Annotated in this window: 16 protein-coding genes; 8 read left to right on the plus strand and 8 right to left on the minus strand. The window is 64.7% G+C overall.

The genetic code is table 11. The annotated features are described in order from the left end of the window. Window positions 1-70: 70 nt before the first annotated feature. The 4 genes from AWB75_RS03350 to AWB75_RS03365 form a co-directional block, all read right to left on the minus strand. Window positions 71-1,177: a glycosyltransferase family 87 protein gene (locus AWB75_RS03350; RefSeq protein ID WP_159462765.1), complete on the minus strand. Its 1,107-nt coding sequence runs from the start codon at window positions 1,175-1,177 to the stop codon at window positions 71-73. A 300-nt stretch (window positions 1,178-1,477) separates the two neighbouring features. Then, on the minus strand, window positions 1,478-1,840 hold the full coding sequence (locus AWB75_RS03355) for a DMT family transporter (protein ID WP_061122749.1): 363 nt from the start codon (window positions 1,838-1,840) through the stop codon (window positions 1,478-1,480). Window positions 1,841-1,857: 17 nt separating this feature from the next. Next, on the minus strand, window positions 1,858-2,601 hold the full coding sequence (locus AWB75_RS39400; protein WP_407642113.1) for a haloacid dehalogenase-like hydrolase: 744 nt from the start codon (window positions 2,599-2,601) through the stop codon (window positions 1,858-1,860). A gap of 71 nt (window positions 2,602-2,672) precedes the next feature. After that, the gene (locus AWB75_RS03365; RefSeq protein ID WP_061122651.1) at window positions 2,673-4,094 is read right to left on the minus strand and encodes a UbiA family prenyltransferase; all 1,422 of its coding nucleotides are present in this window, start codon (window positions 4,092-4,094) and stop codon (window positions 2,673-2,675) included. A 252-nt stretch (window positions 4,095-4,346) separates the two neighbouring features. Between AWB75_RS03365 and AWB75_RS03370 the strand changes: the two genes are divergently transcribed. The 5 genes from AWB75_RS03370 (at window position 4,347) to AWB75_RS03390 (ending at window position 10,331) form a co-directional block, all read left to right on the plus strand. After that, on the plus strand, window positions 4,347-5,201 hold the full coding sequence (locus AWB75_RS03370) for a glycosyltransferase family 2 protein (protein ID WP_061122652.1): 855 nt from the start codon (window positions 4,347-4,349) through the stop codon (window positions 5,199-5,201). Beyond that, complete coding sequence (locus AWB75_RS03375; protein ID WP_061122653.1) at window positions 5,198-6,184, plus strand: NAD-dependent epimerase/dehydratase family protein; 987 nt, start codon at window positions 5,198-5,200, stop codon at window positions 6,182-6,184. Before AWB75_RS03370 ends, AWB75_RS03375 begins: the two co-directional genes overlap by 4 nt. Window positions 6,185-6,334: 150 nt before the next feature. Beyond that, complete coding sequence (locus tag AWB75_RS03380; RefSeq protein ID WP_061122654.1) at window positions 6,335-7,360, plus strand: MraY family glycosyltransferase; 1,026 nt, start codon at window positions 6,335-6,337, stop codon at window positions 7,358-7,360. A 12-nt stretch (window positions 7,361-7,372) separates the two neighbouring features. Next, window positions 7,373-9,268 carry a polysaccharide biosynthesis protein gene (locus AWB75_RS03385; protein WP_061122750.1) on the plus strand — a complete coding sequence of 632 codons (1,896 nt, stop codon included), beginning with the start codon at window positions 7,373-7,375 and terminating at the stop codon, window positions 9,266-9,268. A gap of 16 nt (window positions 9,269-9,284) precedes the next feature. Further along, on the plus strand, window positions 9,285-10,331 hold the full coding sequence (locus tag AWB75_RS03390) for a glycosyltransferase family 9 protein (RefSeq protein ID WP_061122751.1): 1,047 nt from the start codon (window positions 9,285-9,287) through the stop codon (window positions 10,329-10,331). Here AWB75_RS03390 and AWB75_RS03395 read toward each other — a convergent pair. The 4 genes from AWB75_RS03395 to AWB75_RS03410 all read right to left on the minus strand — a co-directional run bounded on the left by AWB75_RS03395 (window position 10,318) and on the right by AWB75_RS03410 (window position 13,797). Further along, complete coding sequence (locus tag AWB75_RS03395; protein ID WP_061122655.1) at window positions 10,318-11,235, minus strand: LysR family transcriptional regulator; 918 nt, start codon at window positions 11,233-11,235, stop codon at window positions 10,318-10,320. The genes AWB75_RS03390 and AWB75_RS03395 overlap by 14 nt on opposite strands. An 88-nt stretch (window positions 11,236-11,323) precedes the next feature. Beyond that, a complete protein-coding gene (locus AWB75_RS03400; protein WP_061122656.1) occupies window positions 11,324-11,911 on the minus strand; it encodes a phosphatase PAP2 family protein in 588 nt (195 codons plus the stop codon). Window positions 11,912-11,950: 39 nt separating this feature from the next. Beyond that, entirely contained in the window at window positions 11,951-13,018 is a 1,068-nt protein-coding gene (locus AWB75_RS03405; protein WP_061122657.1) for a GlxA family transcriptional regulator, read from the minus strand. 326 nt (window positions 13,019-13,344) lie between these two features. Then, window positions 13,345-13,797 carry a GDP-mannose mannosyl hydrolase gene (locus tag AWB75_RS03410; RefSeq protein WP_061122752.1) on the minus strand — a complete coding sequence of 151 codons (453 nt, stop codon included), beginning with the start codon at window positions 13,795-13,797 and terminating at the stop codon, window positions 13,345-13,347. Between AWB75_RS03410 and AWB75_RS36885 the strand changes: the two genes are divergently transcribed. The 3 genes from AWB75_RS36885 to AWB75_RS03425 all read left to right on the plus strand — a co-directional run bounded on the left by AWB75_RS36885 (window position 13,786) and on the right by AWB75_RS03425 (window position 17,571). After that, on the plus strand, window positions 13,786-14,256 hold the full coding sequence (locus AWB75_RS36885) for a hypothetical protein (RefSeq protein ID WP_143746399.1): 471 nt from the start codon (window positions 13,786-13,788) through the stop codon (window positions 14,254-14,256). The genes AWB75_RS03410 and AWB75_RS36885 overlap by 12 nt on opposite strands. A gap of 644 nt (window positions 14,257-14,900) precedes the next feature. Continuing rightward, window positions 14,901-15,899, plus strand: coding sequence for a GlxA family transcriptional regulator (locus tag AWB75_RS03420; RefSeq protein ID WP_061122753.1), 999 nt, complete (start codon window positions 14,901-14,903; stop codon window positions 15,897-15,899). A gap of 142 nt (window positions 15,900-16,041) precedes the next feature. Beyond that, the gene (locus AWB75_RS03425) at window positions 16,042-17,571 is read left to right on the plus strand and encodes a mannose-1-phosphate guanylyltransferase/mannose-6-phosphate isomerase (protein WP_087086458.1); all 1,530 of its coding nucleotides are present in this window, start codon (window positions 16,042-16,044) and stop codon (window positions 17,569-17,571) included. Window positions 17,572-17,681 lie beyond the last annotated feature (110 nt).

Raw genomic sequence — 17,681 nt, forward strand, 5'->3', positions numbered from 1 at the left:
CGAGCGTTCTATTCGAGCCGGCGGGCGCTTCGCACGAGGCAACGCTAGTGCCCCGCGACTTCGCTTCACCTCAACGCAACGCCGAAGCCGGTTGCTTATCAGCCTTGTCGCGGAAAGGTCCGGTCCAGTACATCAGACCGAGAACCGCGAGTACGCCGCAAAGCATCCACGAACTGCCGAGCCAATGGTCGGTGACGAAGTACGATGCAGCGAGAGCCGCCAGAGCAAGCGATTTGCCTTTCGACGGCCCAAAGCTCAAGATCGCAAACATCACCGCAAGGTACATGGCCGGCATGATGCCGTAGTGATGCTCCCATGCAATCGGCGACGCGACCGTGAAGGTCAAACCGGCGATCAGGAAGTCGAGCAACCCGGGTTTCGAATCCGCACGTAATGGGAGCAACAGCGCGGAGCCAATCAGCGCCGCCGAGGACAACAGCGTGCCGGCGTAGACGATCGGATGGAATGCCGGAAAGCCGTGCGCCTGCCAAACGCGAGGCTCGGCAACCGTGTGTAACAGCCGGTTCAAAAATCCATTGACCGATTGATTGGGCATGTACGCTTCGCCCGTTCGTGACAGCTCCCGCAGCACGTGAAGGTAGTCGATGTGATTCTGCAAACCGAACACGGCCAGCGACAGCACGCCGCCCACTGCAATCGTGACGAGCATGCCCACGCAGAAGCGCCATTGCCGCCGCAACACGCCCCACAGAATAAAGAGTGCGAGTTGTGGCTTGCACAAGCAGATCAGTCCAATCAAGACGCCCGTCAGTGCATTTCGCCGGAGAACATACGAAAGCGCCGCCAACGCGAACAAGGCGTTGATCCAGACCTGCGCCTGTCCTAGTCTGAACGCCATCAGGATAGGGAAAAACGACAGTGCCGCGAGCCCGCCGAAGATGCCCCAATGCCAGCGCAATCCGGCATGGTTCGCCGAACGGCTCGCCAGCACGAACGCGAATGCCCCCGATGCGATCACATTGATCAGCATGACGAACCAGCCAATGCCATTCAGGAGGGCGTCGGTCGGATCGATCCCGAACGAATGCAACGCATGAAGCGGCAACAGACTGCTAGGGGGATATTGGAATTTCACATGCTCGACGAAGAACAGCTGCTCGAATATCCTGCCGCCCGGATGTTGTTCGAACCACGCGAGCGCGCCGCGCATGGGCATCCACGAATCGTTGCCCGCCAGCGATGGCGATGCGAAGAACTGCAACCACCGCCGCATGAAAACCGCGGTGGGATAGTAGTTGTCCTGGTGCGTGACGACGCGGTCGATGAACCAGAGCGCGACATCCGCGATCGGCGAGATGACGAACACGAAGAGCGCTGCACGAAACAGTTGCGTTCGCGCCGGTGTCGTCGCGGATCCAGCCTCGGCAGGCGCTGCCTGAAGCCCCAACGTTTTACGGGAATACATGGACACGCTCCTTGCGCATGGTTCTTCCGTAGAGTCTCGGTCACAAGCGACTCAGGCGGTGCTCGCGGTGGGCGCGTACAGCAGCACGACACTGGCGATCAGGAGCGTCGCGCCGGCGAGCGTGCGCATGGACATCGCTTCGCCTGACAGCGCGCCAAACGCCATGATCTCCAGAATCGTCACCGCGACCATCAGGGGATACGCGATGCTCAACTCCATGCGCCTCAATGCGAGCGCATAGAGCACGAAGCCCGCGCCGTATGCGCCGATGGCTGCGAGCCGGTAGGCGAGCGGACGCGCGGCCATGCCGAACAACAGCGCTTCGCCGCTAGCGGGCAGCTTGCCGGCGAAGCGCAACAGGACGCTGGCGAGCGCGCTGAAGGTGCCGCTTAAAACAAGCGTGATATACGACATGGCGGAAAGCGTTGAGGTCATATCGCAGCGGCCACGGTCGCCACGCACAGACTGATGACGAAAAGGCTCAGGCGGTTCTTGATCGCGTAGGCGATCGGATCGTCGGTCATCTTGCCGCGAAACGCCAGCATCCACAGGCGACTGACCCAGTACGGCACGTCTGCGCGCGCGTTGCCGCAGTAGTCGAAACCATGCAGACCGAACTGCTCGGTGAGCGCGCCCGCCTTGTTGTTTCCGGACAGGTTGTGCGCCTCGTCGCTGGCAAGCACGCCCTTGAAAAAGCCGAAATGCGTGGCGACCTGCTCGGCGACGTGCTGGTTCGAAGCCGTGCACAAGTAGAGGTCCCGCCCGGTCGAGCGCTGTTCGCGCAGGTAATCGACGAAACGCGCGTTGTAGGGCAGCACCGAAACATCGATGGCCACGCGCTGCGCGATTTGCGCCTTGAGATAAGCCTTGCCGCGCAGCAGCCAGCCGATACAGAGCAATGCGTAGATCGGATTCCTCTTGACCAGCACGAGGAAGGATTCGACAAGCAGGTCGGTGGCGGTCAGCGTGCCGTCCAAGTCGACGCAAAGGGGAACGCCCGCTTCCGCCATGTCCTTTCCTCGGAATATTGATCTAGGTATCGATATGCCAGCGGCGACAAGCTCGGAGCCGGATAGTTGCCGCAGATTACGGCAAGCAATTAGTCGTATATGTGCGCTAAAGAACGCATCGAGCGCGCGCCCTGGCTCGCTCGCAGGAGCGTTCGATGCAGGCACCGCGGGTGCTTTCGCGAGAAACGAGCGGCCGTGCGCCGGCCTCCAGAGGACGATGCGCTATGCGCTCATCGTCAGATTGCGAGCCAGAACGAGAAGCCGCACAGCGCGACGACCGCGAGGCTCATGCGGTCGCGGGCCGCGAACACGATGGGGTCGTCGTTCATTCGGCCGCGATGCGTGATGATCCATGTCCGGCTGAACCAGTAGAGCATCAGCGGACAAACCATCCAGATGAATTGCGGATTCCGGTAGAGCACGGTGGTATGCCCGTCCTGGATATACAGCGCGAGCACGAGCACCGAAAGATAGCCCGACGAGGTGCCCAGCGACGACACGATTGAGAGATCGCTCGCCAGATAGCCTCGCCCGCGCGCGCCTTCGCGCCCGGCCTTCATCATCGAGTGGAGCTCGGTGTAGCGCTTCACGAGCGCGAGGCTCAGGAACGCGAACATCGAGAACGCCAGCAGCCAGAATGTGAGCGGCACGTGGATCGCCGCCGCCCCGGCGATGATGCGCGACGTGTACAGCGCGGCCAGCACGACGACGTCGATCATCACCTGACGCTTGAGCACGAGCGAATAGGCGAGGGTCATCACGTAGTAGCCGAGGAGGGACGCGATGAATTTCCAGGACAGGAAGGTCAGCGCGATCGCGAACGAAGCGGTGAGCAGGACAGGGCACAGCGCCACGCCCCAGACGAGCGGCATCGTGCCGGCGGCGAGCGGGCGCTTGCGCTTGACCGGATGCTGGCGGTCGTCCTGCAGATCGAGCAGGTCGTTGAGCAGATACACGCTCGACGCGCACAGCCCGAACGCGAAAAACGCGAGCACGGCGAACCCGATGGCCGCGGGCGATCTCATCTGATGCGCCGCGAGCAGCGGCACGAACACCAGCACGTTCTTCAGCCACTGATGCAGCCGCAGCGACTTCGCCCAGACCTTGAGCGTCGGCTGGCGATTTTCAAAGATCTGCTCGATGTTGTCGTGCTTCGATGCCGCGCGCACAACGCCCGCATGCGGATTGACCACATACGCGCGATCGGCGGCAGCCCACACGGCGAGGTCGTCGTGCGAGTTGCCGACATAGTCGAAGCCCTTCTCGCCATACTCTGCAACGAGCCGGTCGCGCTTGCGATGCGAAGAGAGATTGACGTGCTCGTCGGTAGCGAACACGCGATCGAAGACGCCGAGGTGCTCCGCGATCCGCTGCGCGAACGACTCATGGCTCGCGGTCGCGAGCGCGATGGTGCGGCCCGCGGCGCGCATGTCCCGCAGCCAGTTGACGACCTGCAGGTTGTAGGGAAGGGTCGTGACATCGATCGTCACATGCTCGGCGAGCCGCGATTTCAACACGGGCTTGCCGCCGCTCGCGAGCCATTGCAGCGGCTTGTAGAACTTCTGCGGGAATGCTCTGAGAAACGCGAACCCGCTCTCGACGAGAATATCGGAGCGAATCAGCGTACCGTCCAGATCGACGACGATGGGCTTGCTCATACAATTCACCTGGGGTGATCGGTTAAGCCCACGGCGCGTCCGGTCCGAGCCCCTGGATGGCGGATCGGGCGGCGGAACGCTCCATTTGCTGGCGGAATTTAGCACAATTTGTAACAAGAACAGTTCGCCTTACCGCGCTGCAGGCCACGTCGCGTGGTTGCCGAAAGGACCGACATTGAGGACAATCTGGGAGTTTTTCACTCGTCGATGCGGTCCGTTTTCCTCTCGTGGCGCGGACACCCCCTCTGTCCGATGAACGCGAATGCCCCGCACAGCCAATCGGCGAAGCCGTCCGATTCCGCCATCACGCTCAGCATTTCGATCGTGGTCTACCGTCCCGACGCCGCGTTGCTCGCGCGCACGGTCGAAACGCTCGAAACCGCGCTCGCGGAGCTGCATGACGTCGCGGGCCGCCCGTGCCTGTATCTGATCGACAACGGCAATCCTGGCGAACTCGCGGCCCTGCCCGTGCCTTCCGACGCCGAATTCGACACCGTCGTGCTGAAAGGGCACGGCAACGTCGGTTACGGGCGCGGCCACAATCTCGCGATCGAACGCGCGAAGAGCCGCTTCCATCTGATCCTGAACCCCGACGTCGAACTCAATGCCGACGGTCTGCGCCGCGCGCTCGCCTTCCTGCGCGACTCGCCCGAAACGGGCCTGCTCGCGCCGTGGATCGGCGGCGACGATGGCCAGCAGCAGTATCTCTGCCGGCGCTATCCCACCGTTCTCGATCTCTTCGCGCGCGGCTTCCTGCCGTCCTCGCTGCGCAAGCCGTTCGCGCGGCGTCTCGCGCGCTACGAAATGCGCGATGTCATCGGCGAGACGAACGTCGTGTGGGACCCGCCGATCGTGAGCGGCTGCTTCATGCTCTTTCGCACCGACGTGCTGAAGTCGCTCGGCGGCTTCGATCCGCGTTATTTCCTCTACTTCGAGGACTACGACCTGAGCCTGCGCACGCGCCGGGTCGCGCGCATCGCGTATGTGCCGTCCGTGCGTATCCTGCATCACGGCGGCGGCGCGTCGAAGAAAGGCTCGACGCACATCAAACTCTTTGTGACGTCGGCTTGCCGGTTCTTCAACCGCTTCGGCTGGAAGTGGCTATGAGCGACGCCGCTCGGCGCATCGCCGTCACCGGCGCCAACGGTTTCGTCGGCCGTGCGGTGAGCCGCGCCTTGCTCGCGCGCGGCATCGCCGCGACGGGCCTCGTGCGGCGCGGCGCGCAGTGCGAGCCGGGCGTCGACGTGCACGCCATCGACGAACTCGACGCGCTCACGCCCGACGCGTTCGAGGGCTGCGGCGCGGTGATCCACCTCGCCGCGCGCGTCCACATGATGAGCGACGCCGCCGCGCAGAAAAAATCGGCATCGCGGGCGGATGTCCTGCTGGACGCGTATCGGGCGATCAATGTCGACGGCACGCTCGCCGCCGCCGACGCCGCCCGTCGCGCCGGCGTCGCGCGCTTCGTGCTGATGAGCAGCATCAAGGTGCTCGGCGAGCGCGATCCGGGCCGTCCCTTCACCGAAGACGACGCGCGCCATCCACCCGATGCCTACGGCGTCTCGAAGGCCGAAGCCGAAGTCCGGTTGCTCGAATTCGGGAGCCGCACGGGCTTGCAAATCGCCATCGTGAGGCCGCCACTCGTCTACGGTCCCGGCGTGCGCGCCAATTTCCTCGCGATGATGAACGCGATCGCGCGCGGCATGCCGCTGCCGCTCGGCGCGATCGATGCGCGGCGCAGTCTCGTCAGTGTCGACAATCTCGCGAGCGCGACCATCGAATGCGCGCTCAATCCGGCCGCCGCGGGCCGCATATTCCATGTCACCGACGGCTACGACCCGAGTGTGACGGAGCTGGCCCGCAAGCTCGGCGAGCATCTGGGCAAGCCGGCGCGGCTCGTGCCGGTGCCGGCGGGCCTGTTGCGCGGCCTCGCGCGTGTCGCCGGCAAGACGGCGCAAGTCGATCGTCTGACGGGCAGTCTGCGCGTCGATTCCCAGCGCATCCGCGAGTCGCTCGGCTGGCAGGCGCCGCAATCACTCGACGACGGACTCGCCGCCACGGCCGCGTGGTTTCGAATCCGTCAGCCATGAAAGCTAAAATAGGTGTTATCGCGATTTTTCGTTGTTCGTCAGACAGTTAAAGCAAAACGCGGCGAGCGTTCGCGTATCCTTTGGGTCTTTACAAAACAAACGAATTGCCAGGACGAACAGGGCGTCGTTTCGACAACTCGATAACACTGCATGCTGCTTTCGTATTTTGAAGCTTCACCGCTGCTGGCCGCGTCGGCGGTCGCGGTATTGGCGTTCGCCGCGTGCGCGCTGATTCTTCAGACGCTCATCCGCACCGGCCTCGCGTGGCGCCTCGCTACGGACATCCCCAACGAGCGCTCCCTGCACGAGCGTCCGACGCCGCGCGTCGGCGGCTGGGGCGTCGTGCCGGTCGCGGTCATCGCGCTCCTCGTCACCGCGCCGTCGATGTGGCTCATCGCTGCGTGCGCGGTCTTCCTCGCCGCGGTCTCGCAGATCGACGACCGCCGCGGCTTGCCCGCGCGCGTGCGCTTCGCGGCGCATATCGTCGCGGTGGTGCTCGTCATCGCCGCGCATCCGGCTGACGTGCCGTGGTGGGCGCTCGCGCTCGTCGGCTTTCTGATGCTGTGGCTCGTCAATCTCTACAACTTCATGGACGGCTCCGACGGGCTCGCCGGCGGCATGGCGCTATTCGGCTTCGGCGGCTACGCCCTCGCGGCGCTGGCCGGGCCCGCGCCCCATGCCGACCTCGCTCTCGCGAGCGCGGGCGTCGCGGGCGCGGCGCTCGGTTTTCTCACGCTCAACTTCCATCCGGCGCGGATTTTTCTCGGCGACGCCGGATCGATCCCGCTGGGCTTTCTCGCCGGCGCGTTCGGCTACTGGGGCTGGCAGCGGGGCGCGTGGCCGGTCTGGTTCCCGGCGCTGGTATTCTCGCCGTTCATCGCGGATGCGTCGGTGACGCTGTTGCGGCGTCTCGCGCGCGGCGAAAAATTTTGGCAAGCGCACCGGGAGCATTACTATCAGCGCATGGTGCGCCTCGGAATGGGGCACGCGCGCACCGCGCTCGCGTGGTATCTGCTCATGCTGGCAGGCATCATCCTCGCCAACTGGGCGCTACGGTTTTCCTTCGCCGGGCAGTGGGCGGCGGTGGCGGGCTGGGCAGTCGTGGTTGTGGCAGCGGGCGCGGTGATCGACGCGCGTTGGCGGCGTCATGAGACGCGCCATTCCGGACAATCTTGAGGGTCCATGCTGATGAATCGAATAAAAGCTTCATGGCTATCGGCAGGTGCGTTCTTCTTCGACCTGGTCGCCGTCGCCGGGTCGTGGCTGGCCGCATACGTGATCCGCTTCAACGGCGCCGTGCCGCACGATTTCCGCGAAGGCGCGCTCGCCGCGCTTATCTGGGTGCTGCCTGTCTACGGCGTCGTCTTCCGCGTCTTCGGTCTCTATCGCGGCATGTGGGTGTTCGCGAGCCTGCCGGACCTGATGCGCATCTCCAAGTCGGTCGTCGTGGGCGCGCTCGTCGTCATGATCGGCGCGGTGATGTCGCAGCCGACGCCCATCATCCCGCGCTCGGTGCTCATCGTCTCGCCGCTCCTGCTGTTCCTCGCGATGGGCGGCGCGCGCGCGCTCTATCGCGCGGGCAAGGAGTTCTATCTGTACGGCGGACTCGTCGGCCAGGGCAAGCCCGTGATCGTGCTGGGCGCGGGCACCGCGGGCGCGATGCTCGCGCGCGAGCTGGCGCGCTCGAGCGAGTGGCGTCTCGTCGGCCTGCTCGATGACGATCCCGCGAAGCAAGGCCGCGAAGTGCTCGGGCACAAGGTGCTCGGCGCATTCGGCGATCTGCCGCGCTTCGCCGAGCAACTGAAGACGGACTACGTGATCATCGCGATTCCGTCGGCGTCGGTCGACGAACAGCGGCGCGTCGCCACGTTGTGCGTGCGCGCAGGCGTGAAGGTGATGGTGCTGCCCGCGCTCTCGCCGCTCACCGAAGGCACCAACTTCCTGTCGCGCGTGCGCCAGATCGACCTCGAAGATCTGCTCGGCCGCGAGCCGGTGAAGATCGACATGCCGCACGTCGAGCAACTGCTGCACGGGCGCGTCGTGATGGTCACGGGCGGCGGCGGCTCGATCGGCTCGGAGCTGTGCCGCCAGATCCTGCGGTTCTCGCCGGCGCAACTGGTCGCCTACGACCTCTCCGAATACGCGATGTACCGGCTCATCGAAGAGTTGCACGAGAAGTTTCCGGAGTGCTCGGTGATTCCGGTCGTCGGCGATGCCAAGGATTCGTTGCTGCTCGATCAGACGATGGCGCGCTTCACGCCGCATATCGTCTTCCATGCGGCGGCCTACAAGCACGTGCCGCTGATGGAAGAGCAGAACGCGTGGCAGGCGGTGCGCAATAACGTGCTCGGCACGCTGCGCGTCGCGCGCGCGGCGATCCGCCACGACGTGCGCCACTTCGTGCTGATTTCCACCGACAAGGCCGTCAACCCGACCAACGTGATGGGCGCCTCCAAGCGTCTCGCCGAGATGGCGTGTCAGGCGCTGCAGCAATCCGCGCCGCGCACGCAGTTCGAGACGGTGCGCTTCGGCAACGTGCTCGGCAGCGCGGGCAGCGTGATCCCGAAGTTCCAGCAGCAGATCGCGAAGGGCGGGCCGGTGACGGTCACGCATCCGGAGATCACGCGCTTTTTCATGACGATTCCCGAGGCCGCGCAACTCGTGTTGCAGGCGTCGAGCATGGGGCGCGGCGGCGAAATCTTCATTCTCGACATGGGCCAGCCCGTGAAGATCGTCGATCTCGCGCGCGACCTGATTCGTCTCTACGGCTTCTCGGAAGAGCAGATCCGCATCGTGTTCACGGGGTTGCGTCCGGGCGAAAAGCTGTACGAAGAACTCCTCGCCGACGACGAAACCACCACGCGCACGCCGCATCCGAAGCTGCGCATCGCGCAGGCGCGGGGCGTGCCGGATCATTTCATCGACGAACTTCTGCCGTGGCTCATGCAGCATCGCGTGCTGTCCGACGAAGAAGTACGCCGCGATCTGCGCCGCTGGGTGCCGGAGTATCAGACGGCGGTGTTGCCGGTGCTGCAGAGTGTGGCGAACGCGCAGACGGCGCGCGGGCACGGCGCGGCAGGCTGACACGGAAGGCTCCCGCATGACGACGCTCGACGAAGTTCATGCGCTGACCCACGCGGGCTCGCTGCTGTCGGGAAGCGGCGAGATCGTCGCACCGTACGATCTCGAAGTGACGCACGCCGATGCAGCGGGCTTCACTGCCTTGCCCGCCGGCATTCTCAACGCGGACCGCGAGCCCTTCGAAGCGGACTATGCGCGTGCGCGCCGCGTTCATCTCATCAATGCGTTCGGCGTCACGCTCGGCGATTCGATCATCGGACTGTCGGCGCTCGCCGCGATCATGCGGCGTCATCCGCATCTCGCGTTCACGGTGTATCGTCCGGCGCGCGCGCCGCGCTACGTGCAGCGTCTCTACGAGCTCGCGCGTCACATGTGCGATCTCGTCGATCTGCCGGTGCCGCTCGCGAGCCTTCCGTGCGATGAACTTCGCATCGACATCGGCAATCAGCTTTTCTGGCCGCGCTTCGCCTCGATGCCGATGATCGATTTCTTCCTCTGGGCGATGGGCGTCGCGCCCGACGGCATCGCCGCCGCCGACAAGCGCAATCGCTGGCTTGCCGATGTCCCGCTGCCTTCGCCTCGCAGCGAGCCTTACGCGCTCTTCTGTCCCGATGCGAGCACGCCGGTGCGCAGCATTCCCGCGCCGGCGCGCGCGCGCATCGTCGCGCGGCTCGCGGACGAAACCGGTCTGCCGGTGGCGGGCTTCGGCGCGGTCGATCACCCGCGTTATCGCAACATCGCGCTGCTTTGCGCCGATACCGACCACTTCCTCGCGTGGATCAGGCACGCGCGCTATCTCGTGACGGCGGACACGTCGGCGCTGCATGCCGCGGCTGGCTTCGACGTGCCGACGACCGCCTTCTTCTCGACGATTCCCGCGTCGATGCGCGCGCGCGATTACGCGGACTGCGTCGCGGTGGAGATGAATGTGCCGCATCTGCAAGGCATGCACGCGAGCGCGCGCCCGGCGGACCTCGACGCGCTGGAACGCGCCTATCGCGAATTCGACTGGCGCGCGATGCCTTTCGCGAGCGTCGGACCGCGAGTGACGCTCAGTTCGGCCTGACCTGAAAGATGGGCAGCCGGCTATACAGCTCCGCGACCCAGTCGATAAACACGCGCACCCGGCGCGGCTGATGGCGATTGGCCGCATACAGCACCGACACCACACGCGGGTGAGACGGATAATCCCTGAGCACTTCCTTGAGCGCGCCGCTCCTGATGAGCGGATCGAGCGTATAGCTCGAACTCTGGATCAGCCCGAGCCCGTTCACGCCCGCCGCGATGTATGAATCGCCATCGTTGACGGCGATCTTGTGCTTCATCGCGACGGTGCGCGTTTCGCCATCGGAGACGAATTCCCAGTTGCGCACGCGCCCCGAGTTGTTCAGCACGTAACCGACGGCAAGGTGATCGTCGAGATCGTCGAGCGAGGTCGGCTCGCCATGCGTCTCGATGTATTTCGGCGCCGCGCACGTGATCTGCGTATAGGCGCCGATGCGCTTCGCGACCAGCCCGACATCGCCGACCGCGCCCACGCGCACGACGCAATCGACCGCTTCCTCGACGAGATCCACTTGCCGGTCGGTGAGCAGCAGTTCGACGCCGATGTCCGGATACGCCGCGAAGAATTCCGGCAGCGCGGGAATGATCGTGTTCTTCGCCATCACTTGCGGCAGGCTGACTTTAACGTTGCCCTTCGGACTCAGCTTCGAATGCGACAGCGACGCTTCCATGTCGTCCACTTCGCCGAGCACGCGCACGCAGCGGTCGTAATACGCTTCGCCGTCTTCCGTGATGCTGATGCTGCGCGTCGTGCGGTTGATGAGGCGCGCGCCGAGATGCGCTTCGAGCGCCTGGAGCGTGCGCGAGACGCTCGCGGGAGGCAGCCGCAGCGCGTCGGCGGCTTTGGAGAAACTGCCCGCCTCGACGACGCGCGCGAACACTTTCATTGCAAGGAAGCGATCCATGCTCGGGGTCCGGAACGAAGGTGATTTTTTAAGCGACGATCATACTAGGGATCGCCGGACGCGCGCCGGAACGGAGCACGTCGGTCTTTCAGAGCCCGATTCCCTGACAGAACCACCACGAGTAGTGTTCGATCATCCGCTGAAACGGCGCGTGATGGCCGTAGGCGATCGATGAGACGGCGAGAAATCCGAGGCCCGCGGCGAGCGCGCCCGGCATCTTGCGCGGCCGGTCGAAGACGCGCGCGAGGAACAGGGCGGCGATGGCCGCGCCGAGCATCCAGCCCGCGACGACTTCGGCGGGCGTGTGCGCGTCCTGCATGATGCGGCTCGCACCGATGGCCGCCGCGAGCGCGAGCCCGCCCGCCGCGCCCAGGCGATACCAGCCGCCGCCGAAGCCGCCGAGCAGCAAGCCGCCCGCAACCGTGTAGATGGAAGCGGCGAGCATCGTGTGACCGCTGATCATGCGCAATTCGATGGCGGCGAATTCGAGGCCGCAGCCGGCATACAGAATCTTCGAAAGGCCGACGAGCCCCATGCCGAGCGCGAGCAACATGGCCCAGCGCAGCGCGAGGCGCATATCGACCGAGCGCAGCCAGATTGCGCAGACGAGCGCGAGCGGCAGTAGAAACGCCGCGTCGCCGAGATTAGAAAGCGCCCAGAGTACCTTTGATTCCATGCGTGTCCGTTCAGGTCTCGCGGGCGTCGTCGAACCCGCTTATGAAGTGTCGCCCTGTTTTCGGCGGCCCGCCATCCGGTATTCGGTCGGAGAAATGGACAGCCGCTTGCGGAAGATTTTCGCGAGGCCGTCGCCGCTGCCGGCGCCGCAACGCCGTGCGATCTTGTCGACGGGCAAATCGGTCGCGGCGAGCAGCATGCAACTCGCATCCAGCCGCGCGCGCAGCAAATATTCCGATGGCGTCAGCCCGATCTGCGCCTTGAAGCGGCGCAGGAAATTGCGCTCGCTCATCGCGGCGACGCGTGCGGCATCCGTGATCGAAATCGGCTGCACATAGTTCTCGCGAATCCAGCGCGCCGCGGCTTCGATCTTCTGACGCACGCCGCCGCCTTCGGTGTCGTCCAGCACGGTGGCGAGCTTTTGCCACGCGCCGGGAATCGAGCGCTCCGACACTTCGCGCGCGACGGCCGAGCCATGATCGCGCTTGATGATCGACAGCGCCGCCGCGATCGGCCCTTTCGGGTCGTCGAGCGTGAGCGTCTGCTCGGCGATGAAAAGCGGGTTCGACAACGTGGACATCAGCGCGGGCGAGGTCGCCCGCTCGTCGGTGTCGCCGACGAAATCCAGCGAGCGGTTCAGAACGCTCAGATTGGCTGCGGCGAGAATGTGCGCGCCTTCGCCGATCGCCTTGACGAACGGAATTTTCGGCGCCACGCGGCCGAGGCGCTTTCTCAGGACCGCGTCGTGCCGCGCCTGCCGCGCGCCCGCGCCGCCCGCGATGAAGAGCGCGTCGCACTCGTTCATCCAGCGAGTTTCGAGGCCTTCGGTCCAGATGCGCATCGAGCAGGTGCTCGCGACGCTGCCGCCTTCACTCGACAGAAACATCAGCGAGTAATTCGGTGCGCGAGCGGGCTGCCCGGCTTCCGCAGGCAGACGAACCTGATTCGCAAGCGCGAAGACCTCGGAGATCGAACTGACTTCGACGAGCGAAAACTCCTCGAAGATCAGAATGCCGATCCGCTTCGCCGCGCTGGCCGTGTCGGCGGGCGGCGGTTCGGCGGCTGCCCGCACGACCTGGAGCCTGCCCGTGCCATTGGCGTACACCATCGACTTCTCCCCTGTGCGGACCGGAGCCGGCGTTCGGCGCCTCGTTCCGGTCCGATCCATGAAGGAACGCAAGTAGCGGGAAAGCGAGTTACATGGGTCGCACTATACGCGGCAGCCCACAGTCGCCGCGCGCCGAGGCCGAAATTGACGAACTGTTGGCAGATGATCTCGATACCCGCGGGATAAGCTCACATCATTGATGTCGTCTGATGAAACGGGGCGCTTCGACGGCATGCGATGCACTGGATTCTTGGCGGGAGGGCGGGCGGCGCGCAGCGATGCGCGCCGCTCGTCTTTGCGGCGTGCGCTTCGCGCGTGTCATCCGCTCAGCGGAAATAGGCCTTCGTGTTTTCGTGGACGTCGTCGCGTGCGAGCAGTTCGTCGGGCGGGAGCCAGAGATAGCCGCTGTGCTGGTCGAAGCGGCCGATCGGCACGGTGCCGCTCAGGGTCATGGCGTGGGCGAGCACGACGTAATGCGTGCCGATGCCGTCGGCGCCCGCGAAGTTGTCGTCGTAGTGATGTTCGTAGACGCCGAAGAAGCGCGATGCCGAACGCGCCGCGCTCGCGACGCCGAGTTCGTTGCTGACGATGCGCCTGAATGCGGCGTCGAGCGTTTCATCCTTCTTGATGCGTCCGCCCGGTACGAACCAGGTGCCCTGCGCCGGCCGGTTGCGCCGACGCCCCAGCAAAATGCGCCGGTTGCCGTCGGTGACGATCAGGTCGATCGCCACGAGCGGCGTGAGCCGCACCACCGTCAAAAAATCAGCGTGGCTGAGCATCGTCTCTCCGTGTCTGGTGCCGGCCTGCTTCATCGGCCTGCATGCGCGCCGGGCGCAAACGATGATGCCGTCGCCGCGCCCCAGCCGACCGTGCGCGCGCGCACGCCCGACCTTTTTCTCACGATTGAAACATCGTGCGCGGCGACGCGGTGCGCCGGCCGCATCGTTGCAAATCCGGCAAAGCTGACCGATTTGCGAACCGCGCTGGCCGCACAAAACGGCTGTTTGGCGGACACAATTCCCTCACGCGGAATTAATCTCAATCCACCGATGATTACAAAGTCGGAATTCGTCGACACTGAAATGGGCGTCGACGCGTGCGCCGCCGCAAACCGGCGAGACGAGTTTCGCTGCGATCGCCTCCCGAGTCCCGCGTGCGCGCAGCTTCAGCGCCTTCATGCGCACGCTGCATCGCAGCATCACCCTCATATGAAACTACCGCATTATGCCGTTGAATAAAAGCTGAATCGGATAATCAAAATCAATTCGCGGCGGCTGAATCGGATTATTGGAAAATCAGGATTAATTAACGGGCAATCTAATTCCACTGTTACGCACGCGTCTGCGCGGCGGATTACAGAAAGTTTTAAAATGTAACTGCGGGACCAAAAATTTCCGATTCAGCCGGACCGAACGATCGATCTCGCGGCGATAGATGTTTCATTAATGAATCAATTTGCTTTGTCAGACAAACGCCATAACTTCCCGGAAACCCGCGGATGGCCGCGCACCGGGCCTCTGCGCGCGGCAGACTGGCCGATTCGGCGGCATGGATAGCAAAATGCGCTAACACAACGTATGGAAGTTTGTATGACAAGACCGATTTTGTTTTTCACCTGCTGAAAAACGCGACGAAGCCAATTCGAGATAGCATATGCAAATGTGCGGTCACCCTCACAGCGGAACAGAAATTGTGGTTTAAGCGCGAAAATCCGAAGCACAAAAAAGATTGTCTGCTTATTATTCATCCCAGCGGATCGATTCCGCCAACACTTCGTTCCAATCGGTCACGGCAACCCGGCGAAGTTCGGGATAGTTCCTTGATGCGCCGCAATGGCCGAAATTCTTCCGCGCCTTCCAGGAAACAGCAGCAGAGGATGACCATGCCTTACGCCAATGTAGAAACCGCCGCGGTGGGCTGGACGCCCACCGCGACGAGAGCCTCGCAGACCGAGGTCCGCAACATCGCGATTCTGTTGTTCGACGGCTTTTCCCTGCTCGGCGCGGGGATCGTCGCGGAGGTCTTCCATATGGCGAACGAGTTGTCGTCGGCGAAGTCCCGCGCGGAAGTGCAGTACGACGTGCGTTTTCTGTCGGTCGAGGGCGGCAATGTGGCGTGCTCGTCGTCGGTGCGCGTGTGGACCGACGGTCTCGATGCGCGCCACTACGGCGGCTTCGACGCGCTCTTCGTCGCGGGCGGCCGCGGCGCCGACGCCGCCGCGAAGGACGATCGCATCGTCGAATGGCTGCGCCGGGTGCAGTCGAAGACCACGGTCGTGCGCGCGATCTCCGAAGGGCGCAAGGTGCTCGATGCCGCCGGCATTGGCCATGCGCAGGACGCGCAGCGCTACGGCAACGCGACGATTCATCTCGTGCGCGACGAGCAGCAGGGCGATGCGGGCGACCGCTATGAATCGATGAAAGGCGCGCTCGTCATCGTCAAGCGCGATCTGGGCATCGACGTGTCGCGCAGCGTGGCCGAGCGCCTGATGCCGGGTTCCGCCGCGAAGCTCGTGTCGATTCTCGGCGAGAGCGGCGCGGCGTCCGCGGGCGACAAGATCCGCGCGGCGGCGCGCTGGCTGCAGGACAACTGCGAACGGCCGATTTCGGTCGTCGATGCGGCGCAGGTGGCCGCGATGAGCGAGCGCAACTTTTTGCGCCGCTTCAAGATCGAGATGGGCATCACGCCATCCGACTATTTGTTGCAGGCGCGTCTTGCCGTCACCTGCGCGCTCCTGACGGATTCGGAACTGCCGGTCGACAAGATCGCGCGCAGGAGTGGCATGGGTAACGGCGACAGGCTCGCCAAGATTTTTCGCAAGCGTCTTCTGATCTCGCCGACGGAATACCGGATGCAGAGCAGGCGCGAAGCGAACGGCTGAGCCGCGCGAAGTGTGACGCGGGCCGCGCAAGCGCCAACGATGGCGTAAAGCGTCGGACTATTGGCCGGACCCGATCGGTCCGGGACTGAATCATTCTCGGGCGGCATTGCCGTTCGACGAATACGCAGGCAGGAGTTTCTCTATGACGAATGAAGCACGCACGGAAGGTGGGGTGGCGCAAGGGGCGGCAGGTGGGGAGGCAGGTCCGGCCAGGGCGGCCGGACCTTGCCGACGCCTCGTTCCCGTCATCCTCGCCGGCGGCTCGGGCACACGCCTGTGGCCGATGTCGCGTGAACAGTTCCCGAAGCAATTGATCGGCGTCGTCGGGCGTGACTCGTTGCTTCAGGCCACGGTGTCGCGCCTGAAGGGCTTTTCGGGCGATTTCAAGGTGGACGGCGAGCCCATCATCGTATGTGGCGAGGAACACCGCTTCACCACCGAGGAGCAGACCCGCGAGAGCGGCGTCGATGCACGCATCATCGTCGAGCCCGCGCGCCGCGACACGGCGCCCGCGCTTACGCTCGCGGCGCTCGCGGCGATTAAGGACGGCGAGGACGCGATCATGGTCGCGATGCCCGCCGATCACTCCATCGCCGATATTCCGGCGCTGCATCGCGCGATCGCGATTGCGGCGGAGCATGCGGAGCGCGGCGTGATCGCGACGCTCGGCATTCCGCCGACGCGCCCCGACACCGGCTTCGGCTATATCCGCCTGGGCGAGGCGCTGGAAGACGGCGCATACGGTATCGACCGCTTCGTCGAGAAGCCCGCGGCGGAGCTGGCCGCGCAATACGTCGCGGCGGGCACGTACTGGTGGAACAGCGGCATTTTCATCGTGCGCGCGAGCGTGTGGCTCGCGGCGCTCGAACAGCTCAACGCCGACATGCACGCCGCGTGCTCGGCCGCCGCGAAAGACGGCGAGCACGACGGCAAGTTCTTCCGTCCGCAGGCCGCGCTGTTCGGTCGCGCGCCGTCGGATTCGATCGACTACGCGGTGATGGAGCACATCGGCACGCCGAGCAAGCCGTGCGACGGCGTGGTCGTGCCGCTCGTCGCGGGCTGGTCGGATCTCGGCTCGTGGGACGCCGTGTGGGACGCGATGGACAAGGACGAGTCCGGCAACGTCGCGAGCGGGCGCGTGGTGTTCGAAGGCGCGACTTCGAGCTATGCGCGCTCCGAAGGCGGACGGCTCGTCGCGTGCGTGGGCACGACCAACGTGATCGTCGTCGAGACGGACGACGCCGTGCTGGTCGCGGACCGCTCGCGCGTGCAGGACATCAAGGGGCTCGTCGCGCGCATCCGCGAGCAGCACGCGCCCGAAGCGGACACGCATCGCAAGGTGCGCCGTCCGTGGGGTTTCTACGATTCGATCGAGCACGGCGAACGCTTCCAGGTGAAGCGCATCGTGGTGTCGCCGGGCTCGAAGCTGTCGCTGCAGATGCATCACCATCGCGCGGAGCACTGGGTCGTCGTGTGCGGCACGGCGCTCGTCACGCGCGGCGAAGAGCAGTTCCTGCTGAGCGAGAACGAATCGACGTTCATTCCGCTCGGCGTGCGGCATCGCCTGGAGAACCCGGGCAAGGTGCCGCTCGAGATCATCGAAGTGCAGTCCGGCAGCTATCTCGGCGAAGACGACATCGTGCGCTTCGACGATACCTACGGGCGCCATTGAGCGCGCGAAGGGCGACGGCATGACGGGTTGAGGCAGCAGCGTTTTTGCAACGGCTTTCATTCGAAAAGACGGGCACTGGCGACGGAGGAGACGAAGCGGAGCGGTAAAGG

The organism is Caballeronia catudaia (assembly GCF_001544755.2).
GTDB lineage: Bacteria > Pseudomonadota > Gammaproteobacteria > Burkholderiales > Burkholderiaceae > Caballeronia > Caballeronia catudaia.